At 47.6% G+C, this 24,592-nt stretch carries 20 protein-coding genes; 11 read left to right on the top strand and 9 right to left on the bottom strand.

The features are described from left to right. Positions 1 to 3: 3 nt before the first annotated feature. On the bottom strand, positions 4 to 1,962 hold the full coding sequence (gene dxs, locus OLMES_RS23120) for a 1-deoxy-D-xylulose-5-phosphate synthase (RefSeq protein WP_087463426.1): 1,959 nt from the start codon (positions 1,960 to 1,962) through the stop codon (positions 4 to 6). A gap of 186 nt (positions 1,963 to 2,148) precedes the next feature. Here dxs and OLMES_RS23115 point away from each other — a divergent pair, with 186 nt between their 5' ends. Next, positions 2,149 to 3,243, top strand: coding sequence for an ISAs1 family transposase (locus tag OLMES_RS23115; RefSeq protein WP_087463263.1), 1,095 nt, complete (start codon positions 2,149 to 2,151; stop codon positions 3,241 to 3,243). A 50-nt stretch (positions 3,244 to 3,293) separates the two neighbouring features. On the opposite strand, the gene OLMES_RS23110 is transcribed toward OLMES_RS23115, so the two are convergent. Together OLMES_RS23110 and OLMES_RS23105 are read right to left on the bottom strand one after the other, a co-directional pair. Then, a complete protein-coding gene (locus OLMES_RS23110) occupies positions 3,294 to 4,202 on the bottom strand; it encodes a polyprenyl synthetase family protein (RefSeq protein WP_087464635.1) in 909 nt (302 codons plus the stop codon). A 4-nt stretch (positions 4,203 to 4,206) separates the two neighbouring features. Next, positions 4,207 to 4,455, bottom strand: coding sequence for an exodeoxyribonuclease VII small subunit (locus OLMES_RS23105; protein ID WP_087463425.1), 249 nt, complete (start codon positions 4,453 to 4,455; stop codon positions 4,207 to 4,209). 321 nt (positions 4,456 to 4,776) lie between these two features. Here OLMES_RS23105 and pomA point away from each other — a divergent pair, with 321 nt between their 5' ends. From pomA to OLMES_RS23090, 3 genes are read left to right on the top strand one after another with little or no spacing between them, the layout of a single operon-like run. Further along, positions 4,777 to 5,535 (top strand): flagellar motor protein PomA, encoded by a 759-nt coding sequence (gene pomA, locus OLMES_RS23100; RefSeq protein ID WP_087463424.1) that lies wholly within the window; start codon positions 4,777 to 4,779, stop codon positions 5,533 to 5,535. 30 nt (positions 5,536 to 5,565) lie between these two features. After that, positions 5,566 to 6,558 carry a flagellar motor protein MotB gene (locus OLMES_RS23095; protein ID WP_087463423.1) on the top strand — a complete coding sequence of 331 codons (993 nt, stop codon included), beginning with the start codon at positions 5,566 to 5,568 and terminating at the stop codon, positions 6,556 to 6,558. A gap of 8 nt (positions 6,559 to 6,566) precedes the next feature. Continuing rightward, on the top strand, positions 6,567 to 7,154 hold the full coding sequence (locus tag OLMES_RS23090; RefSeq protein WP_087463422.1) for a PilZ domain-containing protein: 588 nt from the start codon (positions 6,567 to 6,569) through the stop codon (positions 7,152 to 7,154). Positions 7,155 to 7,172: 18 nt separating this feature from the next. Here OLMES_RS23090 and OLMES_RS23085 read toward each other — a convergent pair whose 3' ends face one another. Continuing rightward, the gene (locus tag OLMES_RS23085) at positions 7,173 to 7,997 is read right to left on the bottom strand and encodes an NRDE family protein (protein WP_087463421.1); all 825 of its coding nucleotides are present in this window, start codon (positions 7,995 to 7,997) and stop codon (positions 7,173 to 7,175) included. A gap of 124 nt (positions 7,998 to 8,121) precedes the next feature. On the opposite strand from OLMES_RS23085, the gene OLMES_RS23080 reads away from it, so the two are divergent. Then, the gene (locus OLMES_RS23080; RefSeq protein WP_087463420.1) at positions 8,122 to 8,919 is read left to right on the top strand and encodes a sulfite exporter TauE/SafE family protein; all 798 of its coding nucleotides are present in this window, start codon (positions 8,122 to 8,124) and stop codon (positions 8,917 to 8,919) included. A gap of 119 nt (positions 8,920 to 9,038) precedes the next feature. Continuing rightward, the gene (lgt, locus tag OLMES_RS23075) at positions 9,039 to 9,881 is read left to right on the top strand and encodes a prolipoprotein diacylglyceryl transferase (RefSeq protein ID WP_087463419.1); all 843 of its coding nucleotides are present in this window, start codon (positions 9,039 to 9,041) and stop codon (positions 9,879 to 9,881) included. Between the two features lie 62 nt (positions 9,882 to 9,943). Here the strand turns inward: lgt and OLMES_RS23070 are convergent, their stop codons facing one another. After that, complete coding sequence (locus OLMES_RS23070) at positions 9,944 to 10,795, bottom strand: thymidylate synthase (RefSeq protein WP_087464634.1); 852 nt, start codon at positions 10,793 to 10,795, stop codon at positions 9,944 to 9,946. A 137-nt stretch (positions 10,796 to 10,932) separates the two neighbouring features. Continuing rightward, positions 10,933 to 11,787: an ion transporter gene (locus tag OLMES_RS23065; protein ID WP_087463418.1), complete on the bottom strand. Its 855-nt coding sequence runs from the start codon at positions 11,785 to 11,787 to the stop codon at positions 10,933 to 10,935. A gap of 261 nt (positions 11,788 to 12,048) precedes the next feature. Here OLMES_RS23065 and OLMES_RS23060 point away from each other — a divergent pair, with 261 nt between their 5' ends. Beyond that, positions 12,049 to 14,526, top strand: a complete 2,478-nt coding sequence (locus tag OLMES_RS23060) for an efflux RND transporter permease subunit (RefSeq protein ID WP_087464633.1) — start codon at positions 12,049 to 12,051, stop codon at positions 14,524 to 14,526. A gap of 313 nt (positions 14,527 to 14,839) precedes the next feature. Next, positions 14,840 to 16,048: an iron-containing alcohol dehydrogenase gene (locus OLMES_RS23055; protein WP_087463417.1), complete on the top strand. Its 1,209-nt coding sequence runs from the start codon at positions 14,840 to 14,842 to the stop codon at positions 16,046 to 16,048. 84 nt (positions 16,049 to 16,132) lie between these two features. Here OLMES_RS23055 and OLMES_RS23050 read toward each other — a convergent pair whose 3' ends face one another. After that, positions 16,133 to 17,689, bottom strand: coding sequence for a transglycosylase SLT domain-containing protein (locus tag OLMES_RS23050; RefSeq protein ID WP_087463416.1), 1,557 nt, complete (start codon positions 17,687 to 17,689; stop codon positions 16,133 to 16,135). 572 nt (positions 17,690 to 18,261) lie between these two features. On the opposite strand from OLMES_RS23050, the gene OLMES_RS23045 reads away from it, so the two are divergent. Then, on the top strand, positions 18,262 to 19,560 hold the full coding sequence (locus tag OLMES_RS23045; protein WP_157678481.1) for an EAL domain-containing protein: 1,299 nt from the start codon (positions 18,262 to 18,264) through the stop codon (positions 19,558 to 19,560). A 118-nt stretch (positions 19,561 to 19,678) separates the two neighbouring features. Here the strand turns inward: OLMES_RS23045 and nhaD are convergent, their stop codons facing one another. Further along, complete coding sequence (gene nhaD, locus OLMES_RS23040) at positions 19,679 to 21,055, bottom strand: sodium:proton antiporter NhaD (RefSeq protein ID WP_232465183.1); 1,377 nt, start codon at positions 21,053 to 21,055, stop codon at positions 19,679 to 19,681. Between the two features lie 342 nt (positions 21,056 to 21,397). Between nhaD and dauA the strand changes: the two genes are divergently transcribed. After that, positions 21,398 to 23,149 (top strand): C4-dicarboxylic acid transporter DauA, encoded by a 1,752-nt coding sequence (dauA, locus tag OLMES_RS23035; protein ID WP_087463413.1) that lies wholly within the window; start codon positions 21,398 to 21,400, stop codon positions 23,147 to 23,149. Between the two features lie 20 nt (positions 23,150 to 23,169). Next, complete coding sequence (locus OLMES_RS23030; protein ID WP_087463412.1) at positions 23,170 to 23,541, top strand: hypothetical protein; 372 nt, start codon at positions 23,170 to 23,172, stop codon at positions 23,539 to 23,541. Between the two features lie 9 nt (positions 23,542 to 23,550). Here the strand turns inward: OLMES_RS23030 and OLMES_RS23025 are convergent, their stop codons facing one another. Then, positions 23,551 to 24,414: a lysophospholipid acyltransferase family protein gene (locus OLMES_RS23025; protein WP_087463411.1), complete on the bottom strand. Its 864-nt coding sequence runs from the start codon at positions 24,412 to 24,414 to the stop codon at positions 23,551 to 23,553. Positions 24,415 to 24,592 lie beyond the last annotated feature (178 nt).

The raw sequence follows: 24,592 nt of genomic DNA, 5'->3' as shown, positions 1-24,592 counted from the left end.
TCTTCAGGATTGAGACACTAGTTTTGAAGCTGGATTGCTGCGAATATTCTTGAGTTTGTCCTCTATCGCCTTGCGAATACCTGCGGCACTTAACCTACAATAATCTAGCAAATCTGCCTGTTTACCGTGATGAACAAACTCGTCCGGTAATCCCAGAAGCAACTGATGCACCAGTATAGATTGCTGATGCAGGTATTCCGATACTGCGCTACCGGCACCTCCGGCGACGACATTCTCCTCCACTGTTACAATGAGCTCGTGATTCGCTGCCAGGTTGAGTACTAATTCTTCATCCAGTGGTTTCACAAACCGCATATCTACGACGGTTGCATTTAAGGCTTCGGCGCAGTCCAGTGCCGAGTGCAAGACGGTGCCAAATGCAAGTATTGCAATCGTTCCCGATCCTTCTCGAACAATATGGCCTTTGCCGATAGGTAGTGTACCTAAATCGGCATCGACAAGCGCATTTACGCCGCTTCCTCGAGGGTAGCGAACTGTGGCCGGGCCACAATATTCATAGCCTGTTGACAGCATTTTTCGGGTCTGGTTTTCGTCTGACGGGGTCATGATCACCATGTTGGGAATACAGCGTAAAAAGGAAATGTCAAAGCTGCCAGCATGTGTTGCACCATCTTCCCCGACCAAGCCAGCCCGGTCAATGGCAAAGAGCACATCAAGATCCTGAATGGCAACATCATGTATTAGTTGATCATAGGCCCGTTGTAAAAATGTGGAGTAAATTGCCACGACAGGTTTGGTATCCTCACAGGCCAGACCCGCTGCAAGCGTTACGGCGTGTTGTTCTGCAATGGCTACATCGTGGTAGCGAGCTGGAAATCGTTCAGCGAATTCAATTAAATCAGATCCTTCCTTCATCGCAGGGGTAATGCCCACCAAGCGTTTGTCGCGCTCGGCCATATCACAGATCCAGCGCCCGAAGATATTGGAAAATTTGGGGGCTTTCGAAACATTCAGAGATTTTGGTTTGGCTGGAGGGAGGCTCGTAACTGGCTGAGTGGGTGCAAGTTTGTTAATGGCGTGGTAGCCGATGGGGTCTAGCTCCGCCGGTGCAAATCCTTTACCTTTTTTCGTGACAATATGCAGGAACTGAGGTCCCTCGAATTCTCTGATATTTTCAAGCGCATTAATTAATTCCGGAAGGTTATGTCCATCAATGGGGCCAATGTAGTTAAAGCCCAATTCTTCAAATAGTGTTCCTGGGGCAACCATTCCTTTGAAGTGTTCTTCCGTTTTTCGGGCCAACTCCATGAGTTGTGGCGTTCCGCTCAGGGCTTTTTTTCCGGTATCACGCATTGATTGGTAGGTTTTACTGGATAAGATGCGTGCGAAATAGTTTGAGAGACCACCGACATTATTTGAGATCGACATCTCGTTGTCGTTCAGAACGACCAGTAAATCTGATCGGATTGCGCCAGCATGATTCAAGGCTTCGAATGCCATGCCAGCCGTCATTGCGCCATCGCCGATGACAGCAATGGCCTTGCGCTGCTCGCCATTGAGTTTCGCTGCTAAAGACATGCCCAGTGCGGCACTGATGGATGTACTGGAATGCCCGACACCGAAGGTGTCGTAAATACTTTCATCACGTTTTGGAAAACCAGACAATTCGCCCTGTTGGCGAATTTTTAACAGGCCGTCTCGGCGTCCTGTGAGGATTTTGTGCGGGTAGGCCTGGTGACCAACATCCCAAACCAAGCGATCCTCTGGCGTGTTATACACATAATGCAAAGCAAGCGTTAATTCTATTACACCCAAGCCTGCACCAAAATGTCCGCCTGACTGGCCAACACTGTAGAGCAGATAGGCACGAAGCTCATGGGCTAATTGCAATAGTTGCTCTTCGTTGAGCAGTCGCAGCTGAGCAGGGGAGTCTACTCTGTCCAATAACGGTGTGTTAGGACGATGCGTTGGTATTTCCTGAAATATATGTGTATACGGCATTCGCAGAGTTAATATCGTTGGTAAATTCGAGCCATTATAAATGAACTGGTCACCATGAGCATGTATTTCTTTGCCATTTAAGGAGCTCAGTCCAGGGCAACCTAGCAATAATTGATCAATTTAAGCTTAAATATCTGAATTTAACTCGTTAATTGTTACACTCCCAACAAAAAGGGAGGTAGAACAATGGAATTAGCTGCATTTAGCATCATTTCGGATCCTCGAAATGATAAAAACCAAGTGTATTCTCTGGATAGCCTACTATTGATCATATTCGCATCGGTACTCAGCGGCTATGACTCCGTTGATGAGATGTGTGAGTTTGCAAGACTCAAGTTAGATTGGTTCAACAAATTTGTAAAACTGGAGAGGGCTCCGTGCCCTGAAACACTGAGATATTTACTGTGTTCAATAAAGCCGCAATCGCTGATAGATGTATTTGATGAGTTTGCCAAAACGCAAAAATATTGCAGTGACGGAGATTGTATTGCAATTGATGGCAAAACAATGAAAGGCACTGCGACATCGTCTACAGAAGCGCTACACGTTATAAGTGCCTGGTCGTCACAGTACGGAATCACGCTAGCGGCACTTGAATCAAAAGGCAAAAAGAACGAAATAAAAACGATTCCAGAGGTTATTGATCTCCTTGATGCACGCAAAGCTGTAATAACAACGGATGCAATGGGGTGCCAAAAAGCTATCGCCTCAAAAATAATAGAGAGTAAGAATGACTATGTTCTTCAGATAAAAGGTAACCAGAGACGTCTGTTTAATGAGATAAAAGCGTTCCATCATCTCCAATGCAGAGAAGGCTTCGACAATGTAAGCATTGAAACGTATGAGGAAATTGATAAGGGTCACGGGCGTCTTGAACAACGAAAATATACCCACTTTGCTTTGACCGATTGGGTAGATAACAAAGCCGAATGGCGAGGGCTAAAGTCAGTTATTCTGGTTGAAAGGAAGCGCACAATTGGAGTATCGATCCAAGAACAATCGTCATGGTATATCTCTTCACTTCAAGTTAATGCCAGGAAAGCAGCGAAGGCTATACGTTCTCATTGGCAGGTTGAGAATCCATTGCATTGGTGGTTGGACGTTGTTTACGGTGATGACCATAGTACACTTCATTCAGCAAACGGGCCCCTAAACTTAACCATGATTAAGAGGTATTGCATGAACTTGTTAACTAAGGACAGCACGATAAAACGGAAAAAGCACCGAGTTATGGCTTCTGCCGTGGACGATACCTTTCGTGAAAAATTGTTATTTGGTTAATTATTGCTAGGTTGCCCTGGAGCTCAGTCAATTAGTGTACCGAAAACGGTTTATTTATTGCGCGAGATAATATATTCGCTCAACTGCTGTAATCGCCGTGTATCGGTATTCGGCAAGTTTCGGAGTGCTTGTGTGGCAAGGTTCAGGAGTTGGTCTCGCTTGTCTTTGGCCCCAGTTAAACCCAGTAACGAGGTGTAGGTGGGTTTGTTGTTGGCCAGATCCGAACCTTGTCTTTTACCCAATGTTTCAGTGCTCGATTCCACATCCAGGATATCATCCTGCACTTGGAATGCGAGACCGATACTGCGAGCAAATGAGCGTAGGTGACCGAGCACTTCCGGATCGTGCTGATTAGCGGCCAGTGCACCCATGACTACGCTTGCCTCAATTAATGCGCCAGTTTTGTACAGATGCATTACTTCAAGGGCTTCCAGCGTAAGCACCTTGCCTACTGCCGCCAGATCAATGGCTTGTCCTGCAACCATGCCTCGAGCGCCACTTGCGATAGCAAGTGTATTGATCATTTCAAGACGAGATTGAACATTGATAAGATCGGCCTGACTGAGTATTTCAAATGCGAAACTTTGTAATGCATCACCCGCCAATATTGCAGTCGCTTCGTCGAACGCCTTGTGACAGGTTGGAATGCCCCGTCGAAGGTCATCGTCGTCCATTGCCGGCAGATCATCATGAATCAGTGAATAAGTGTGAATGAGCTCAATCGCACAAGCAGGGTAAATTGCGCATTCAGACTCACGGCGAGAGTCCATCGTGCCACTAAATGCTGCTGCAGTGGCCAGTGTCAGGGCGGGTCGGATCCGCTTTCCTGGAGCCAGGCAGCTGTAGCGCAGTGCTTGATAAAGGCGCGCGGGGGAATCCGCTTCGGAAGGAAGCAATTGATCAAGCTTTGTGTCTACCTGATGTTGGCAGTCAGCTAAAAATAATTCTAACGATTCCATGTGCTTATTGGCCACTCTCTTCCATATCTGTTCCGAGATTAAAAGGTTCCAGGGTTCCCTCTGCGGTGAGTTTGGCAACTTTTAATTCCGCTTCCTTCAATGCATTTTGACACTGTCTGCTTAAAGCGACGCCACGCTCAAAGGCTTTGAGAGAATCATCCAGAGATAGCTCACCTTGTTCCATCTTTTTAACGATGGATTCAAGTTCTTGCAAGGATTGTTCAAATGGAATCGGGTTTTCATTCTCAGTCATGGAATTGCCTGCGCAGCTGATTGCACATCAGTCGATACACAATGTTAATTTAGGTATCAGTATGAAATGCAAGGATTCTTAATGATAAATTTTGCCACAATATTCAGGAATTTTACTAAATACTGGCTAAACTAAGTAACAGTGTTGGCAAGTATATCAGGGCAAAAAACAAATAAAACCTGTTCCCTCAGGTTACATGCAGGCGTATCAGGGGCAGCTCGAGTTCAGTTGCGCGAGAATGGCCTCACCTGATCCCGGAGAATCTTATTGTCCCCGGTCAATTCCGCTGATCAAATCAAAATGCAGACAAAGGAGTAAAGTGTGGATTTAGCGACCCTCATCGGCTTGGTTGGCGGTATAGCCATCGTAGTGATGGCGATGTTGCTTGGTGGTTCGATAGGAATGTTTGTTGATGTGCCGTCAATTTTGATTGTTCTAGTTGGAAGCTTGCTGGTCGCATTGATGAAGTTTTCGTTGGGTCAGTTTCTGGGTGCAGGAAAAGTTGCGGTTAAAGCATTTATGTTCAAATTGCAATCACCGGAGGAATTGATTGAATCCGTCGTAGAGTTAGCGGAAACCGCGCGGAAAGGGGGGCTTTTGTCCCTCGAAGGTAAACCGATCAGTAATGACTTTCTGGCCAAAGGAATCCAGTTATTGATAGATGGCCATGATGCCGATGTTGTTCGGGGGTTGATGAACCGAGATAAAAATCTGGCAGTTGAGCGGCATAAGACCGGTAGCAGTGTATTTGGTTGTCTAGGCGATGTAGCGCCCGCAATGGGTATGATAGGTACCTTGATCGGTTTGGTCGCGATGCTGTCGAATATGGATGATCCAAAATCAATTGGACCGGCCATGGCGGTAGCGCTGCTAACTACTCTGTATGGTGCGATGCTGGCGAATATGATAGCCGTTCCTATCGCTGACAAGTTGAAGTTACGCATGACTGAAGAGGAAATGATCAAGAGTATGGTTATCGATGCCTTGCTGGCGATTCAGGCGGGTCAGAATCCTCGGGTTATTGAAAGTATGCTGAGAACCTATTTGCCGGAGAGCAAACGGGGTAGTGACAAAGAATAGGTTTATCAGGGTTGGTTAAGGAAAGTCTAAATGAGTGACGAAGAAGAACAGAAATGTGAGTGTCCCCCGGGGTTACCGGCGTGGATGGCTACATTTGCTGACTTGATGTCTTTGTTGATGTGCTTTTTCGTTTTGTTGCTGTCCTTCTCGGAAATGGATGTGCTCAAGTTCAAACGATTGGCAGGGTCGATGCGGGAGGCGTTTGGTGTACAGAATCAAGTTAATGTAGTCGATATCCCAAAAGGCACGAGTATCATTGCCCAGGAATTTTCTCCGGGAAAACCTGACCCTTCACCGATCAAGGTCGTCATGCAAATCACGACGGAGGAGACACAGGAAACCTTGCAGGTTTTGTGCGATGCTGAAGTTGAAAAAGCAATTGAAGAAGTCTGCCCTCAGGCCCAGGAGTCAGACCAGAATAAACTGAACGAAATTGTTGTTCAGCGGCTACAGATGATGGTAGAAGAAACGGAAACCCAGGCAATGGAAATGGCCGCCAAGCTGGAAAAGGAAATTCGCAATCAGCAGGTTGAAATTGAGACCCGGGGACGAAAAATTATTATCCGCGTGCAGGAGAAAGGCTCTTTCAGTTCCGGGTCTGCAGAGCTACAAGATGAGTTTTTGCCAATTCTCGAAAAGTTAATCGACAGTTTGAGTGATATTGAGGGTAGCATTGCTGTTGAAGGGCATACGGATAGTATTCCGATTAACACACCTCAATTCCCATCCAACTGGGATTTATCCATTGCCAGGGCGCTTGAGGTGGCACATGGCTTATTTGATGATGGCAATCTGGATGAAACCCGCTTTACGATTACCGGATATGCTGATACTAAACCGCTGGTACCCAATAATTCGGCTGAAAATCGGGCGATTAACCGCCGTGTTGAAATAGTGCTTCAACAACCGACGGCTAACGATGTCAAAGAGGACATTGATAAGCTGCGTGAATACACGCCGGGTGCATTTACGGGAGAGCAGGAAAGCGAATTCTTTGATCTGGACCAAAATGAAATATTTTAGTGGCTTGAATGATGACCGATCAGTTAGATAGTGGATCCGCCCAAGAGCGGAGGCGCTTTTTCAGAGTGTCGGATCAAGTTGCGATTCGTTATAAAATCTTCGCAGCCGATGATCCTAAAGTATTTTTGGATAATGTGAATACGGGCGCCTCGGCTGTTAATTTGCTGGAGAATCAAATCGCCGATGCGTTGTCAAAAGTTCGCACGACGCATCCGGTTCTTTTAGAAGTTCTTGAGCTTTTCAATCAAAAAATCAATATGATGTTTATCAACGACGGCATGAGTGATGTTCATGCTCAGCCACGGGAGTTGAAAGAAGTCAGTTTAAGCGCCTGTGGTATGGCATTTACTGTTCCTGGTTGTGTTAGTTTGGGACAGAAAGTGGCCCTCGACATGCTTTTGTTTCCCTCATACGTTAATCTCCTGTTGCAAGGCCTGGTCGTAAGTTCTGAGCCGGTTGAGGATGGTGCGAGCCTTCTTCGAGTTGATTTTACTGAGGTGTCAGAAATACATCAGGAGTTGTTGGTGCAGCATGTTATCAAAAGGCAATCGAGTGAGCTGAAGGCTCGACGGGAAGCGCGTGAAAAATCAGACTAACCTCACGAACTTCCGCAATCAATTGGAGGTCCAGTTATCGGGGGTCAATTGGGATTGGATTCGGCCACTAATCTCACCGTCCGGTTGATAGCTCATTTCGGTAATCAGTGATTTACCCGACACATGCTTTGCGAAAAAAGTAGAGCAACGGGTACCGTATCCTGGCGTCTTGATAAATATGGAAGACAGCATCTTTTCAATCTGAAAACCTACTCCCGTATCAGGTAGCTCGCCATCCGGTGCTTGTTGTTCGTCCCGAAATCCTTTGATTAGGTTTTCGCCCATTTCAGTCATGGCTACAAAGCTGTTACTGGATTGTAACTGCAGGCTTTCACCATAAGCCTTGACCTGCGATTCGATGATTTGTTTTGCCTTCTGTACTTTCGGCCAGGGTGAATTAAGCAAATGATTACTCAAGCTATAAAAGCCCGGCTTGAGAGGATATCCTGCTTGTTTACACCGATTGCTGATGTAGAAAAGGTCTTTGTCGTCACCGGCTAAAAGGTTAAAACCCCCATATTGTCTCTGCTGCAACCGTAATAGCTCAAGGTGATTCCGGGTAGGGGAGCTACTGGTTAAATAATCCGTGACCAGTTTACCACGGGATTGCGCTGCTGCAGGGCTGCCGGGTTCGCGATAATTGGTTACCGCTGCAAACCGGCCGGACTGGTGTAGCCCCAACCAGGTTCCACCTTCTCGCAAGTCCCGACCGCCATAAATCTCTGGATTTTCTGGCCAATGACGGGCTGCGGCGGTTGGTCGTTCATGAAATTCATCTCGATTTGAAATCATGATCATGGGCCAGCTGGGGTGTATTCTATAGGCAAAAGCGATGAGACACATGACTGGGATAGTAAAGTAAGTCTTGTGTGATTGTCTACGTGGTGCGGGATTTCTTTTTTTGACCGCCTCTGAGGTATGATAGCCCACCGTTCTTCCCGCACTCAAAGTTGTTTTGGAGTTTTAAATGTCGATACTCATTCCTTTTGTCAGTTACATGTTGTTAGGGGCCTGTGCCGGCACACTGGCGGGACTGTTCGGCGTAGGGGGGGGAATAATTATCGTTCCCGCGTTGGTTATAGCATTTGAGTTGCAGGGGATGTCTCCGGAAATATTGACCCATATGGCGGTGGGAACATCGTTAGCGACGATTGTATTCACGTCCATTAGTTCGATACGGACTCATCATCAGAAGCAAGGTGTGCTTTGGTCTATTTTCAAGCCCCTGTCTGTTGGAATCGTTGTGGGGGCGGTATTGGGTGTGTTCACCGCCGGTGCGCTGCCTGGGGCCGTGTTGCAAATGGTCATTGGTATTTTTGCGCTGCTGATAGCTGCGCAAATGGGTTTTGGTCTGACCCCCAAAGCATCTCGTTCCGTTCCGGGTGATCAGGTTCTGATTGGTGTCGGTGGCGGAATCGGCTGGGCCTCTGCGATATTTGGCATCGGAGGCGGTAGCCTCACAGTGCCTTTTTTATCCTGGTGCAATGTTCGAATGCAACAAGCGGTAGGGACATCTGCTGCCTGTGGTTTACCTATTGCCGTCGCTGGAGCCTTGACTAACGTTGTGGAGGGCTGGGGCAATCCGGCACTACCTGATTTGACTACCGGATACCTCTATTGGCCCGGCTTGGTAGGCATTGTTCTCACGAGTGTTATTTTTGCGCGGTTCGGTGCCAATCTTGCGCATAAACTCTCACCAACTGTGTTGAAAAAGATTTTCGCCTTGTTATTAGTTGTTGTTGGCAGTAAGTTCTTGTTTTTCTGATTTTACGAAAAACATAATACATATGCTGCATTTTTACGGATTTGTAATTTGATATCGAGTTGTAAAACTCATAGCTTAAGCTGTTTAGCGCATCGTCAAAGAGAAAAGGGAAAGTAATTGTGTTGACATATCCTCAAATCGACCCGGTTCTGGTTGATATAGGCCCGTTAAAGATTCATTGGTATGGCATTATGTATCTTATCGGTTTTGCCTCGGCTTGGTATTTAGGACAAAAACGAGCTGCTCAACCCTGGTCTCCCATCAAGGTTGAACAGGTTGGAGACTTAATATTCTATTGTGCACTGGGGGTCGTATTAGGTGGCCGGCTGGGGTATGTGTTTTTCTACGATTTTGAACGCTTTCTGGATAATCCCCTTTGGGCTATACAAGTCTGGAAAGGCGGTATGTCATTCCACGGTGGTCTGGTTGGCGTGATTGTGGCAATGTGGTTTTACAGTCGCTCCCTCGGGGTTCGCTTTTTCCATCTGGCGGACTATATGGCACCGCTGGTACCGATTGGTCTGGGGGCTGGCAGGTTAGGTAATTTTATTGGCGCTGAGCTTTATGGTCGTACCACTGATCTGGCGGTGGCCATGCAATTTCCCATCTATCAGAACATTGACGGTGTAAGAACTTTAGTGGGCTGGACAGATCCCCGCCACCCGTCGCAACTTTATCAGTTTGCACTTGAGGGCGTTGCTTTATTCACTGTTCTCTGGCTATTTTCCCGTAAAGAACGACCCATTATGTCAGTTTCCGGGCTGTTTTTGTTCTGTTATGGTTTGTTCCGTTTTCTGGTTGAGTTTGTCCGCGAGCCGGATGCACATTTGGGGCCCGTTGCGATGGGCTGGATGACCATGGGGCAAGTGCTGTCGACACCGATGATATTGATCGGTCTGGGCTTAATCGTTGTTGGATATCGTCAGCATAAATCGGGTACGGTTAATTCTGGCGCAGTTTGATCTGTCTGGTTTTCAGGTGGGTAGGGGGGCAGGGGACAACCTTCGCTCCGCCCCCTTAGTCGTTACACCGAAAATGGGTATTTAATTGCCTCGTGATGTTGATAACCCTCGATTTCAAAGTCATCAAGGGTTACCCAGGATTCAATATCCGTGAGGGATTTGATATCGGGGTTTATTTTGAGGGTTGGTGCTGGAAAGGGTTCCCGTTTTAACTGGACATCTCGCATTAAGTCCAACTGATCCTCATAAATATGAGCATTAACAATTTTATGGTAGGCCATCCCCGGTTTGTGACCGGTAATTTGCGCCACAATTGCCAACAGTACGTACACTTGTACCATGTTGAAATTGAGGCCCAGGGGAACATCACAACTGCGCTGAGTGCTGTTTAAAAACAGGGTATCACCCAGCAGGGAAAAATGATGGCTGTACATGCAGGGGCGCAAGCAGCCCATGTGGAATGCACCTGGGTGATAAAATGTAAGAATTTCCCCACGGTCATCAATGCCGTTGCTAAGGTCGTGGATAATCTTTTTCAGCAGATCAACGCTACCGCCGTCCGGTTTGGGGAAATTTCTCGCAACCTTGCCATAGATGAAGCCACAGTCATCTGTACCTTTCCGATAAGGGTTTGCCAGCCAATCCGGATTTTCATTGGCGTTGGCATCCCAGGTTGGGGTGCCGAGTTTGCGGAAGTCCGCAGCACTGTCATAGCCCCTCAAGTAACCGATTATTTCTGCGATTGCCGCTTTGTAAAAGCTTTTGCGGGTGGTTACCAAGGGAAAAATTCCATTACCAACATCGTAAGTCAAATCGGCATTGATTACGGTTAGGCACTTTTTACCCGTTCGTTTATTGTCGACCCAGATCCCTTCATCAATAATCCGTTGGCATAAATCGAGGTATTGCTTCATAAATGACTCAGTAAAAGGTTTCGTGGAAACAAGGCCGGTATTATTGTCGCACTGCCAGCCTGTTTCAAGGTAAACCCGTGACTTATCGCTGAAAGAGCGTGGAACGCCTGCTTTCGATTCCCTGCGACAGCAATTCGTCACGGGTCTTGTCTGTATTGTCCACGGATCATGGATTTTAGCTCTGCGATCTCCCGCCGCAGTGCTCTCATCTCTGTGTGCATGTCTTCTTCTATGTGGTCGCGGGCCTCATTGACGGCTTCAACAGTACCTTGTTTTTCCTGTTCCGTGAACGTTTGCATTGCGTTGACAATTATCGCAATAAACAAGTTAAGCATGGTAAAGGTGGCCACCAGAATAAAGGGAATGAAAAACGCCCAGGCGTAGGGAAAGGTTTCCATGACCGGGCGGGCAATCCCCATCGACCAGCTTTCCAGTGTCATGATCTGAAACAGGGTGTAGAATGAGCGTCCCAAATGGCCAAACCATTCTGGAAATTCTGCTGCAAACAGGTTGGTTGCGATAACCGCAAACACGTAATAGATGAGTCCCAGGACAAGTGCAATCGATGTGAGGCCGGGGATGGCGGATAGCAGAGCGCCCACCACTCGTCGCATGGATGGTACGATGGTAATAATTCGAAGTACGCGCAATACCCTCAGCGCTCTGAGGACGGCCAATTGACCCGTTGCCGGAACCAGAGCAATACTGACAACGACGAAATCGAACGCGCGCCACGGGTCATTAAAATACTTTTCACGGTAAACATACAGCCGAATCAGCAATTCGAGCACAAACACTGACAAAATAACAAGATCCAATGTATGTATGATGTTACTGAATCGTTGCATTGCGGCGGGCACGGTTTCCAGGCCGAGTGTGATGGCATTGATCACGATAAGCACCAAGATTCCGTTCTGAATGAATGGGTTTTCAATAAACTGATGGGCTTTGGCACGAAATCCAGTGGTATCGCCTAAGAGTTGAGCGTTCATAATGTAGGCTGGTCTACTCCAGTTAAAACAATGATTTAAGGCGCTAGAATATGAAAGCATTGGTATGAAAGCAAGCGCTTTACCGTGGTAGATAAGACTTAAATAGTGGTCGACAGATGGGAAGTGGAAGTGATACAACAGAGAGCCTTGTCAACACCCTGTTGGACGAGGTGGAATACCTAAAACTGCCGGTTAGTGGACGCGTTGAGTGCCGCTCAAGGTATTAAGCTGAAAAGCAAAGGACAAAGTGAGGGGAAAATTTTGAAAGCCAGACTTTCAAGGTGGTATGAGGCCACTGTGCTGACGCATCCGCTGTTGACATTGGGCTTGGTACTTGTGCTCGCCGTTTTGGCGGGGCTAAGATTGGACCATTTTCGATTGGATGCATCAGCAGATTCTCTGGTGCTTGAAAAAGACAGGTCGCTTGATTTCTACCGACAGATCCGAGCTAAGTTTGAGTCTTCAGATGACTTTTTGGTTATCACGTTTACCCCCCATGAGTCTCTTTTTTCACCGTCTTCCATCGAAGCGTTAAGGTCGCTCCGGGATGATATCGAGCAAGTGGAGTGGGTTGGTTCAACTAACAGTATCCTTAATGTTCCGCTGTTGCACAGTCCGGATCTATCGCTGGATAATCTTGAATCTCACATTAAAACGCTGGATCGGGATGATGTTGAGTTGTCTGAGGCCCGGGAGGCATTGCTCAGCAATCCACTTTATATCAACCTGCTCATCAGCGAAGACGCGGGAACGACAGCGATTCAAGTCAATCTACCTACAGATCCGCAATTTTATACGCTTCTGAAAGAGCGTGATCAACTTCGTGACCGGGCGAGGGAGGGCGTGCTCAGCGACGCGGAACAACTGGAATACGAGCAAGTCGCCAACCAGTTTGAGGCCGTTTCAGTCAAACTCGCAATGCAGCAGGAGCAGGTTGTTGAGGATATACGGGCCATAATGGCGCGTTATCGTGATGTTGCCCGCCTCCATCTTGGCGGGGTTCCGATGATTGTCTCGGATATGATTGACTACGTGGAAAGTGATCTGGCGACATTCGGCTTGGGCGTGTTGATCTTTATACTCTTAACATTGCTCCTTATATTCCGAAAATGGCAGTGGGTTATTTTGCCTTCAGTGTGTTGCTTGACGACGGTTTGGTTGATATCGGGTTATCTGGGGTGGATGAACTGGCCAATTACCGTGATTTCGTCGAATTTCATTTCATTGTTACTGATTATGACATTGTCGATCACCATTCACATTATCGTGCGGTTTCGTGAGTTTCAGCAGACGCTTCCCGATGCCGATACGAAAGCATTGATGTTAAATACAGTTCAAGCCATGGCCAAGCCCTGTCTGTATATGGCGTTAACCACTATTGTTGCGTTTGGCTCGTTGACCATTAGCGGGATTCGCCCGGTTATCGACTTCGGCTGGATGATGACGCTCGGAATTGGGGTGGCATTTGTTGTCGCGTTTCTGGTTTTGCCTGCACTGATTGTTGTATTGCCGAGAGCGAAAGCGGTTTCGCTGGCAGAATCCGGGAAGCCTTTAACCGCTTATGTCGCACGTTTTACCGAACTTCATGGCCGCAAAGTGATGGTGTTCAGTCTGGTATTGGCGGTGCTCTGTGTTATTGGCGTGACGCGTCTTACGGTTGAAAATCGCTTTATTGACTATTTTAAATCGAGCACTGAAATTTATCAGGGCATGGTGGTTATTGATAATAAAATCGGTGGCACAACACCGTTGGATGTGATTATTGATGATGTTCGAACGGCTTCTGATGTTCCTGTAGATCCGTTCCTGGATGATTGTTTTGAGGAGGACTGTGCGGGTGAAGAAGTGGATCGAAACACCTGGTACACCTACCAGAAAATGGAGCAGTTGGAACAAACTCACGATTATCTGGAATCATTGCCTGAAACCGGCAAAGTATTATCTATTGCGACGTTGTTGAAGCTGACTCAGCAAGTCAATCAGGGGGAAAAGCTGGATGCCCTTCAATTGGCATTTTTGCCAACGGTTTTCCCGGAAGCGCTACGAGGCATTCTTCTGGATCCCTATCTTTCCGATGAGGCGGCCCAAGCTCGTTTTAATATCCGATTGATCGAGTCATCCCCGAACCTGAACCGGGATGCGTTGATGAAAGAGATTAAAACACACCTGGTTGAGAAGATCGGTTTTCAGCCCGAGCAAATTCATTTTACCGGTATGGCCGTGTTGTATAACAACATGCTGCAGAGTTTATTCGATTCTCAAATCAAGACACTGGGGGCGGTTTTCCTGGCAATTACGATTATGTTTCTGGTTTTATTCCGTTCGTTGTCTCTGGCCTTAATCGGTATGGCACCGAATTTGCTGGCTGCCGGGACTGTGCTGGGATTAATGGGCTGGCTTGAGATTCCTCTGGATATGATGACAATAACCGTGGCCTCGATTACGGTTGGCATCGCGGTCGATAATACAATTCACTACATTCATCGTTTCCGCACTGAGTTCGAACGGGATCAGAACTACCTGGCAACGATGCATCGCTGCCACGCCAGCATCGGGCGCGCCATGTTTTATACTTCTTTGACTATCATCATTGGTTTTTCGATTCTGATTTTGTCTAATTTCATACCGACTATTTACTTCGGTCTCTTCACCGGGATGGCTATGTTGGTTGCGCTGCTTGGCGCTTTGACACTCCTTCCACAGATGCTGGTTTGGTTTAAGCCATTAGGTAACCGGTAGAGTTTGAGTGCGAGGAGCCTGGGGGAGTGGTAGAATAGTGCCCGTTCCACTGTGCTCTTTCGCGCTGATCACGCGCAAAAGAGAAGTTTCAGAGGTCAATTCAACAGCCGTGTAGTGTGCGTTTGAGCGTCTTGTTAGCAACACAAGTGTCTGATCTTTAGGATGAAAGCATTTTTATCATGTGTCTAAAGTATAGACAGTTGCTTTTAGGGCTTTTCTAACCTTTGGGCTCGTGGTAGAGTAATTGCTCTAAATTGCGGGCGTGCATGCCGGTAAACCAAGAATGATTAGACAACAAATGAAGGTTTAAAAGATGCTATTCACATTGCAGAAAAAGGGTCACCAAGGATTGATGGGCGCACTGAAGCTGGCAGCAAAGCTGGTACCGATGACTAAGCCCACGCTCTTTACCGGAGAAGGGTCTTCCGCTCAGTTGTGTGAGGCAATTGCACAAATGGGTACCGGTAAAATCCTGATCGTGACGGATGCGATGCTGGTGAAGCTGGGGGTAGTAAAACCAATTCTGGACGCGCTTTCCCAGTATAATGTTGATTACTTGATCTATGATGGTGTTTTGCCAGACCCGACCTACGACCAGGTTGAAACTGGCCTTGAAATGTACGAGGCCAATGGTTGTGAGGCGATTTTGGCTATAGGTGGTGGTTCATCAATCGACTGTGCCAAAGTGATTGCGGCGCGAGTGACTAATAAGCGTCCGATCCCTAAATTGTCTGGTTATTTCCGGGTTTGGAATGCCCCTGCACCTTTGTTCGCCATTCCAACTACAGCGGGTACCGGGTCTGAAGTGACCATCGCGGCTGTTGTTTCTGATCCAGAGAGCCATAAAAAGACACTGATTATGGATTTGAAATTGGTGCCTATGATGGCTGCGCTTGATGCTTCGTTGATGTTGGGTCTTCCTGCATCTGTGACCGCGGCAACAGGTATGGACGCACTGACTCATGCTGTAGAAGCATTCATTTCCAAGAATGCCACACCCGATACTGATGGTTATGCGATGGCGGCTACGCGATTGATTATGGAGAATCTGCCGGTTGCCGTTAAAGACGGCAGCAATGTGAAGGCACGACACAATATGGCACTAGCATCCTACTACGCGGGTTTAGCCTTTACCAAGGCAAGCCTGGGGTATGTGCACGCTATTTCTCATAACTTTGGTGCGCTTTACAAGACACCACACGGATTAGGGAATGCGATTGTATTGCCTTATGTTCTGGATTACTCGAAAGAAGATATTGTTGAGCGTTTGGCGACTTTGGCTGAAGTGAGTGGCCTGAAATCAGGTAATGAGTCCCAGGAAGCTTTGGCAGACCAGTTTATCGCTCGAATTCGGGAAATGTTAACAGAGTTTGATATCCCGCAAAAACTGCAAGCATTGAAAGCAGAAGACGTTCCTGCGATTGCCAAGTCTGCTCTGCGTGAAGCTCACACAAACTACCCTGTACCGAAGTATCTGGATCAGGAGCGTTGTGAAGCTCTGATCAGACAAATGATCGCGTAACAGCGATAACTGTGGCCTGACCCCGATTCTGGGTCAGGCGCAGCTCCAACTATAGACTATTTCTATCTCTTCAGTTCTCGACACCTAACATTCAGGGACTTTTAAAACCTGCCCGACACGAATTCGATATTTCGGGGGGCGAATGTCGTTAATTTCTGCCAGTTGTCGAGTGGAAACGCAGCTGTATCGCGATGCGATACGATTGGTTGTATCACCCCGTCTAACCACATAACGAATCATTTCTTTTTTCTCGGGATAGTTTGCCCGGTGTAACTCATCTGCAAGTGCCAGGAAGTTATCATTGGTGCAGTAATCCTGGTAGTTATCAGCCAACGTTTTTGGTACACGCAGGGTTGTGCCAGGTGCGAGCTTTTCATCATGCTTGACTGCAGGATTCAAGTTACGCAGTGCTCGAAACCAGCCATTAGGGTTTTGCAGCTGGCCGTAACACAGGGTCAACTCACTGAGAGAAGATTGACGATCCAATTTGATTTCTGCCAATGAGGCATCAAAATCCGGGAACTCCAGACGATACCGTTCTGGGTGCAGAAATAGCCAGGCCGCGGCTAAAACTTTAGGCACATACTCTCTTGTTTCTTTGGGCAGCGAGTACAACAGCGACGGTTCCCACAGCTGTTGCCCAGCAAATTTTTTATGTAAGCGCATCATTCTGTTTTCCCCGCCATTGTAGGCTGCGAGCGCTTTCTCGAGGCTATTGTGAAACAGGCCCAGTTGCTCGTTCAGATACGCAACATTCGCTTGTGTGGCCAGCTTGGGGTCAAAGCGTTGATCGAAACCATCCACCTTGGTCAGGCCAAATTTTTCGCCGGTAAAGCGCATAAACTGAAGCAGGCCTGCGGCCCCGGCTCTGGAGTACGCGTGAACTTTGCCTGATGATTCAGTCGCCACCATTCCGAACAATAGCGCTTCCGGCAGGTTGCCCTTTTCATAAACGGGAGCAATTTCGGACTTGAGGAATAAATAGTTCTCATAGGAGCGCATCAAGTTTGGGCGCATCCAGGTAAGCCAGTCATCCAGAGCTGCTTTAATGGGGTTATTCAATTCTATGATGAGGGGAAAGTCGCCGCTACGAAGCATCACTTCAGTCAGTTCCACCGCATCATGGGTTCCTGCCCAAGGGAGCGCTTCGGGCTCCGGAATTTCCATATTTTCTTCCGGTGCTTCCGCAGATGCGGGCATCTCTTCAACTGTGGAATCGAGCTCGGCCACTGACTGCGTATTTTCAGCTGCGGGCGCATCCTCGTAGGTCGCCGTTTTCTCGATACTCTCAATTAATCTTAGTTGAGCCTGAATCGTAGTCTGTTGCAAATCCAGAAGTTGGTTTTGCTGCTTCATAATCCGATTCAACTCGCAGCTTGGGATTTGGGCACAGGTCTGAATCTGGTTTCGAATGGCGGTTTTTGCGGTGGTGAGTAGTTCGTTGCCTTCTGCCAATTGGCCTTCTTCAATGAGCGCTAAGGCGCGTCGTCCGTTGTCGAGCTGGTTCTCGATGTTCAGGTATAAGGTGGTAACTCGTTGCTGTTCCTCCTGACTTGGTGCGTCGCTACCCGCGAATGTCGAGCACGCCCCTAAGCCAATTGTCACAAAGGTGAAAGCGGATATGGATTTGAGGTATTGCACTTGTAATAACCCTGTTTAATCAGCAATTGGTGTGGTGTCTTAGGTTGTGTTCAATGTACTTGAGGCACCGGCCACGACTACACCTTGCATCCGGTGCAGATAAAGTTACTCGGCGCCCTTCGCCATCATACTCATATTGAAGTGTGGTTGAATAGAGTGAAATCGTAAACCCTCGAAAAAAGAAATTTAATATTGTGAAAGTGGGCAAGTTATGACGCACTCTGTACTTTTTTAAGTCACAGTCACTCTGGGTGGGCTAAAAAAGTGCGTGTTCAGGGTTCGATTACCAGAGTGGCATTTTGTAATCCTTTCTTCATATTCAATGCCTAGAGTTATTTTGGTAAAGTAACCGTTTCAGACCTCATTCTCGCCGGTCTATGGGCGAAGAGTGTGTCCGGTTTTGGCGCGCTGGCGAGTTGTGGTACATCCAATATACACCGATTTGGCGTGTTTCATGCACTGCACCTAGGGTTGGTCGGAAGCTCGAATCTGAAATCACGCAATGTCCATGATTCGGATGATCGAGTACGAGATCCATCCAATGCGTTTGTGTTATGAAGGTGAAACGTATTATGACATTCATGGAATTGTTGAAGATGGTTCGAAAACTGGACTTTCGTTGGGAGTGGGGCGATAGGGGAGAGCCTGAAACAGCGCTTTACAACGAACTTAACCTGGAAAGTGTTTATCAGCCAATAGTTAGTTTTACACATCAGAAGATTGTGGGCTATGAGGCGTTAATCCAACCCAAACGCCAGGACGAAATTATCAGTGTTCAATCGGTGTTTGATCTGGCCCGGGCGCTGGATGAAAACTCGGTTCTTGATGAACTGTGTCATTCGATTCATATCAAGAATTTTCATCATGTCGGGAACCCGATCTGGTTATTTTTGAATGTGAACAGCCAAACCGTTAATTCCGGTGTGCTGAACGAGGCCTTTATCGAAACAACGTTGGCACAGAGTAATCTCAAGCAGGAGCAGATTGTTCTGGAGATTGTGGAAAATGGTGTTGAGGATCTGAAAACCCTTAAACGGTTCGTCGACCACGCAAAGGCTCTGGGTTTTCAGATTGCGATGGATAACTTCGGAAAGGGTTACGCCAATTTTGATCGAATTTGGCAGGTTGAACCTCAAATAGTGAAATTGGATCAGTCACTACTTCAACACGCTTATGTAAACAAAAAAGCCAGAGGACTGTTAAAAGGGCTTGTTGATCTAATACACAAAAGTCAGGCGCTTGTGTTAATTGAAGGTGTCGAAAATGAAGAGCTAGCCGAAATCGCGCTCCAGTCAGAAGCGGATATGTTTCAGGGCTATTTTATTGGTAAACCCGGTCTCGTGCCGGAACCGAGCAGTCAAATTCTCACCCGTCTCGGTGAAATGCTGCAATCCTATCGCCATCATCAATTTGAAAATGAAAATTTCAACAATGAAGCGCTCAAAATGCTGCATCTGGAGATGATGAATGCCTGTGACAAGTTGGCTCAATCTCGTGATCTCAAAAGGGCCTGTAAGCACCTTAAGCGCTTGGAGCCCGTTCGTCGTTGTTTTTTGTTAGATACCAGTGGACATCAGATTGGCGAGACCGAGCTTGCGGAACATTCAGCTGTTAAAGTCAGTTTTAATCCGCTGAAATCTGCTGATGGCGCATTCTGGTCCCATCGTGAATATTTTCGCAATGCCTTGTCAAAGTCCAATGTCATCCACGCGTCGAAACCCTATATTGCATTGCCGGATGCCGAGAATACCATTACTTATTCGGTGCAAACCTATACGCGTGACGGCTATGTCGTGCTCTGTGTCGATGCGGATCCGGATTTGCTGGCGCATGGCCATTTTCCGGTAACCAATTTGGAAGGCATTTACTAAAAAGCGCCTCGGAGAGACGCTTTTTAAGTGTTGCATGCCAGCTATCGAGTGCTTTTTCGTATTAATATCGAGAGCTTTCATATTAACCTGCGAGGCTTGCTCGGAAATTAAACAGCGCTCAGCCATTAACCAGGTAGTGAACATAAATACTAGCCGCATAACCCAGACCAATCGCCCAGCTCCATTTCAGGTGGGCAAAGAACGTGTACATGCCGCGAGATTGTCCCATCAACGCAACTCCGGCAGCGGAGCCTACCGAAAGCAGACTACCGCCCACTCCGGCAGTTAACGTAACCAGTAGCCATTGATACGTATCCATATCGGGGGACATGGTGAGAATTGCGAACATCACCGGTATGTTGTCAACTACTGCAGATAGTAAGCCGGCGACAATATTGGCGTTGGTCGCACCCCATCCCTCATACATAAGGTGAGAGACATAACCAAGGTAACCGATGGTACCCAAGCCCCCCACACAGAAAATCACGCCGAAGAAAAAGAGAAGCGTGTCCCACTCTGCCCGTGCAACCTTGTTGAAGATATTGAACTCACCTACTGTGTCCACAGTTTTGTGCTCTGAAAGCTTGAGGTAGTAGGAGAAAAAGAACAGGTAGGACAGACCCAGCATCATGCCAAGAAATGGCGGTAAATGCAGAACTTGCTCGAAACTTACCGCTGTGACAATTGTACAGAGGAACAAGCCACAGATGACAAGGCCGCCGGGTTTGATCGTTACGGACTCCTCCATCGGCTCGGGTTTGTCGTTCGGAACGGCAAACATCATGATAGCTGCGGGCACCAGGAAGTTGACCAGGGAGGGAATGAACAGTGCAAAGAAGCCGAAGAAACCGACATGTCCTGACTGCCATACCATCAGTGTTGTGATGTCGCCAAACGGGCTAAATGCGCCACCCGCGTTTGCGGCAATGACAATGTTAATAAATGCGATAGACACGAATTTTGGTTTGTCGGAACCTACAGCCAAAACCACTGCGCCCATAAGCAATGCGGTAGTCAGGTTATCCGCAACAGGTGAAATGAAGAACGCTAAAAAGCCGGTAATCCAGAATAACTTGCGGTAACTGAAGCCTCGTTTTACGAGCCATGATCGCAGCGCTTCGAAAACATTTCGTTCAGTTAATGCATTCACGTAGATCATGGCGGTTAGCAGGAATAATAGCAGCGCTGAATATTCAAGCAGGTTGTGATCCAGTGCGTGTTTTATAATCTCCTGACCGTTTTCAACCTGTTTGCCGATGATCGCGACAAATATCCAGATCAGGCCGGCGGCGAAAATAACAGGCTTGGATTTGCGCATGTGGATGTATTCTTCTGCGATGACAAGTGCGTAGGCCAGTGCAAACAAGACCAACGCCGCAATGCCCAAGCTGGAACCGATCATGTTCAAGCTACCGCTGGATTCTGATGTAGACCCGAATGCGAGTGAGTAAGGTAGGGTGATGAACAGTAATATGCTCCACAGGAAAATCTTCAAAATGCCTCCTATTAACTGGTTCTGGACAGCTATTCGATTGTTGAGACCCTAATGCACCGGCGACTGAACAAAATAGCAATGTCGTGGATGATCGGAATTTGGTTCTCAAATCAGAAATTTTTTATTGAATCTTGGGAGTCGCACCAAGGACACCGGGTTTACATGTTAGAATGGCGGCTTCTTTGATCCGGGCGGGATTTTCTCATCATTTTCCACAATGTAAATGGGGATATGGAAAAAAAGTGTCTTTTTTGGCCAAATCGAGCGTGTTCTATCTCGAATTGGGTATAAGTTATGGCTCGTCTTGGGATTATCGTGTTTTACTGTTCGGAGTTCTAGTACATGCCGCGTAGTTATCTCACCACTTTGAAGTTTGCCAGTGCTGTACGTGAGGCTTGTTTCCGGGAACCCTATAACATTGAAACTTTCCGGCAAGATGTGCTCGCAGGACTGACTGTCGGACTGATTGCCATTCCGTTGTCCATGGCTCTGGCGATCGCCAGTGGTGTACCGCCTCAGAATGGTTTGTATACTGCGATTTTTGCTGGGTTTGTGATTGCCTTGACGGGAGGATCGCGACTAAGTATCTCAGGGCCAACCGCTGCATTTGTTGTTATTTTATATCCGGTTTCCATGAAATTCGGTTTGGGGGGATTGCTGCTTGCCACTGTGATGGCCGGGGTTATTCTACTGGCAATGGCGGTACTGCGCCTGGGTCGATTTATTGAATACATTCCGGAGCCTGTTACGTTGGGCTTTACATCCGGTATTGCTGTTGTGATAGCGACCTTGCAATTGAATGATTTTATTGGCTTGGGAATTGAAGCGCTTCCTGAGCACTTCCTAGGGAAAATCACGTTGATTGCGAGTCGTCTCCCGGACTTGTACTTGCCCAATTTGCTTGTGGCGGCGGTAACGCTGATGACTTTGCTCGTTTGGCCCCGTCTGCGCATTCCGGTGCCGGGTCATTTACCTGCTGTGTTGATTGGCGTGGTCGCGGCACTTGCCTTGGCCAGTTGCGGCTATCACGTTGATACTATTGGTTCCCGTTTTTCCTATGTTCTTGCGGATGGCTCCGTTGGCCAGGGCATACCGCCTGTCTTTCCCGAATTTATTTGGCCCTGGCAAGCCGCTGGTGCGGATGGTGAGCCGTTGCAATTGAGTTGGTCGCTGTTTGAAGCGTTGTTGCCTGCAGCATTTTCGATTGCCATGCTCGGGGCGATTGAATCGTTGTTATGTGCTGTTGTGTTAGATGGTATGACCGGCAAGCGACACAACGCCAATGGTGAATTAATGGGGCAGGGCGTTGGCAATATACTTGCTCCGTTTTTCGGTGGCATTACCGCTACCGCTGCACTGGCCAGATCCGCTGCGAATTATCGTGCCGGGGGAAAGACTCCCGTAGCGGCAATGTCGCACGCCTTATTCGTGCTGTTCGGTCTGGTCGCGCTGGCACCCTGGCTTGCTTATGTGCCCATGCCGACGATGGCGGCTCTTTTGCTTATGGTTGCCTGGAACATGAGCGAAGCACACAAAGTGGTTGGGTTATGCAAAAAAGCCCCCCTGAGTGATATTCTGGTCTTGCTGGTGTGTATTGCATTGACTGTTCTATTTGATATGGTGATTGCGATTACCTTCGGGATTGTGGTTGCATCTTTGTTGTTTATGCGAGAGATGTCCCGCATGACGCGAGTGAGCGATATTTCCGGAAGTCGCAAGCAATGTCCGGATGGTGTGCCGGCGGACTGGGTCGTGATTAAAGTCAACGGACCTTTGTTTTTTGCTGCTGCAGAACGAATATTTTCGGAAATTGAGCTGCTCATGACCGGAAAATCCGGTGCGGTTTTGTATATGGATGCGGTGTCTATTCTGGACGCCGGAGGGCTTGCTGCAATGACGCGCTTTATCGCCCATTGTAAAGCGCAAGGTCAGCAGCTGATTATCGCAGACCTGCAATTTCAGCCGTTAAAAACTGTTGCCAAAGCCAAGCTCAGGCCAGAGCCCGACGTATTGCGCTTTACCGCCACTCTTGAAGAAGCGTTGCAGTCTCTGCTTGACTCGAACGTGGTCAGGCCTGAAGCGCAGGTTAGTTGATTTAAAATCAGGAATTAGAAATGACGCAAGACGGGATTACGTTAGAAAACATCATTGATAAAACAGTATTGTTGGGAATTTGTTATTTTGATGTCGATGACTCACTGTTGGAGCAGCGGCAGTTTGCGGGAAAAGTTGTTCGCAGTACGCCTGAGGATGGAATTACCCTGCGAACGCTCGATGGGAGCAAGGAGTTTGATATTCCGTCCGATCTTCGGCCCTGGTTTATTGCTCCTGAGGGCCAATACGATGATATCGAAACCGGCCAGAAGTTGACCAATCCAGACTTTCTGATCACTTGGGATGTCTATAAAAGTCAGGAAAACGCGACGGAAGGGGAGCATGAATGGTGGGAGTGGCGCCCGCGCCTGGCACCTCCCACCGTCGGTTAACTCTGTGTCTCAAGGTGTTTGGCTCGTCTCAAGATATTTGCTTAGTGCTTCCCGGCTGTCGCGAGCGAGTTGTTTTCGACAGTCGGCGGGCGCCAGCTCGGGCAGCAGATGAATATGAGCAACAATCCGCTTTTTTTCGAGCATCCGGAACAGGGTATCAAAAACGGTATCACCGTCGACAAACCCGACTTCGGGTAATAAATTCCCGGCTTCGTCCGTATACCTTAGCAAAACGGGTTGCACGGGTTTTTGGGTTCGTGTGGCGGTCTCGAACAGCATCGGAAAGAAGGGGAGTATCTGTTTTCCTACTGACGTGGTGCCTTCAGGGAATGCGAGAATAGACGCTCCGTTTTGTAATGCTTCTTCCAACCTTGGCAGAGACCGATAAACTGAAAACTTGCTGGTGCGCTTGATAAAAACCGTATTCATCTTCTGGCTCATTTGTCCTACTAATGGCCACTCTTTTACTTCATCTTTGGCAACAAACGAAAAGCGGTGTAGCTGTGCCAATACGACGGCATCTAACCAGGAAATGTGATTGGCGACAAAAAAACCGTTGCCAGCCATTTTTTCTCCGTGAATCTGAACCTCTACGTTCAATAACCGAGTAAACCGAGACATCCAGCGCGCAAATGTTTCCACTTCCAGTAAATGAAGGTTATCGGCTTGTTTACCCCGTAATTTTTGATATGTGAAATATCCCGGTAGCAGGATAGCGGCTTTACCACAGTGATTGGACAGTCTTGTCAGCCGATAATATGTTCTGAGAGTCTTGAGTTTTGATTTTTCCTGCGCAGTGCCTGCAGCCTCGGTTTTTTCCAGAAATGAGGGGGGCAATGGGGCCGCAATTGTGCCGTTTCCTTCGAAAGCCATATCGAATTCTCTGCTGTTCACATTACTCAAGTTTGAGTGCTACCGAAAACGCCAACTCGCTAATTTTACTGCGATTCCAGTGAAAACTGGAATCCAGAGATCTGATCGATTTGTGTTTGCGGACAAGCACGCGTTAATTGGTTTTTTACGCGAAGATTATGTCATGCTTGTGACGATG

Origin of the sequence: Oleiphilus messinensis (assembly GCF_002162375.1) — a bacterium.
In the GTDB taxonomy this organism is placed as follows: Bacteria; Pseudomonadota; Gammaproteobacteria; order Pseudomonadales; family Oleiphilaceae; genus Oleiphilus; species Oleiphilus messinensis.
The sequence above is the reverse complement of the archived record's forward strand: the minus strand, read 5'-3'. Positions and strand labels throughout refer to the sequence as shown.

Excerpts from the sequence above, each read along its gene's own strand:
- OLMES_RS23115 (WP_087463263.1), top strand. The coding sequence starts at position 2,149 with ATGGAATTAGCTGCATTTAGCATCATTTCGGATCCTCGAAATGATAAA.
- OLMES_RS23025 (WP_087463411.1), bottom strand. The coding sequence starts at position 24,414 with ATGGCTTTCGAAGGAAACGGCACAATTGCGGCCCCATTGCCCCCCTCA.
- OLMES_RS23095 (WP_087463423.1), top strand. The coding sequence starts at position 5,566 with ATGAGTGACGAAGAAGAACAGAAATGTGAGTGTCCCCCGGGGTTACCG.
- OLMES_RS23045 (WP_157678481.1), top strand. The coding sequence starts at position 18,262 with ATGACATTCATGGAATTGTTGAAGATGGTTCGAAAACTGGACTTTCGT.
- OLMES_RS23085 (WP_087463421.1), bottom strand. The coding sequence starts at position 7,997 with ATGTGTCTCATCGCTTTTGCCTATAGAATACACCCCAGCTGGCCCATG.
- OLMES_RS23110 (WP_087464635.1), bottom strand. The coding sequence starts at position 4,202 with ATGGAATCGTTAGAATTATTTTTAGCTGACTGCCAACATCAGGTAGAC.
- OLMES_RS23090 (WP_087463422.1), top strand. The coding sequence starts at position 6,567 with ATGATGACCGATCAGTTAGATAGTGGATCCGCCCAAGAGCGGAGGCGC.
- OLMES_RS23055 (WP_087463417.1), top strand. The coding sequence starts at position 14,840 with ATGCTATTCACATTGCAGAAAAAGGGTCACCAAGGATTGATGGGCGCA.
- OLMES_RS23030 (WP_087463412.1), top strand. The coding sequence starts at position 23,170 with ATGACGCAAGACGGGATTACGTTAGAAAACATCATTGATAAAACAGTA.
- OLMES_RS23080 (WP_087463420.1), top strand. The coding sequence starts at position 8,122 with ATGTCGATACTCATTCCTTTTGTCAGTTACATGTTGTTAGGGGCCTGT.
- dauA (WP_087463413.1), top strand. The coding sequence starts at position 21,398 with ATGCCGCGTAGTTATCTCACCACTTTGAAGTTTGCCAGTGCTGTACGT.
- OLMES_RS23070 (WP_087464634.1), bottom strand. The coding sequence starts at position 10,795 with ATGAAGCAATACCTCGATTTATGCCAACGGATTATTGATGAAGGGATC.
- OLMES_RS23105 (WP_087463425.1), bottom strand. The coding sequence starts at position 4,455 with ATGACTGAGAATGAAAACCCGATTCCATTTGAACAATCCTTGCAAGAA.
- dxs (WP_087463426.1), bottom strand. The coding sequence starts at position 1,962 with ATGCCGTATACACATATATTTCAGGAAATACCAACGCATCGTCCTAAC.
- OLMES_RS23065 (WP_087463418.1), bottom strand. The coding sequence starts at position 11,787 with ATGAACGCTCAACTCTTAGGCGATACCACTGGATTTCGTGCCAAAGCC.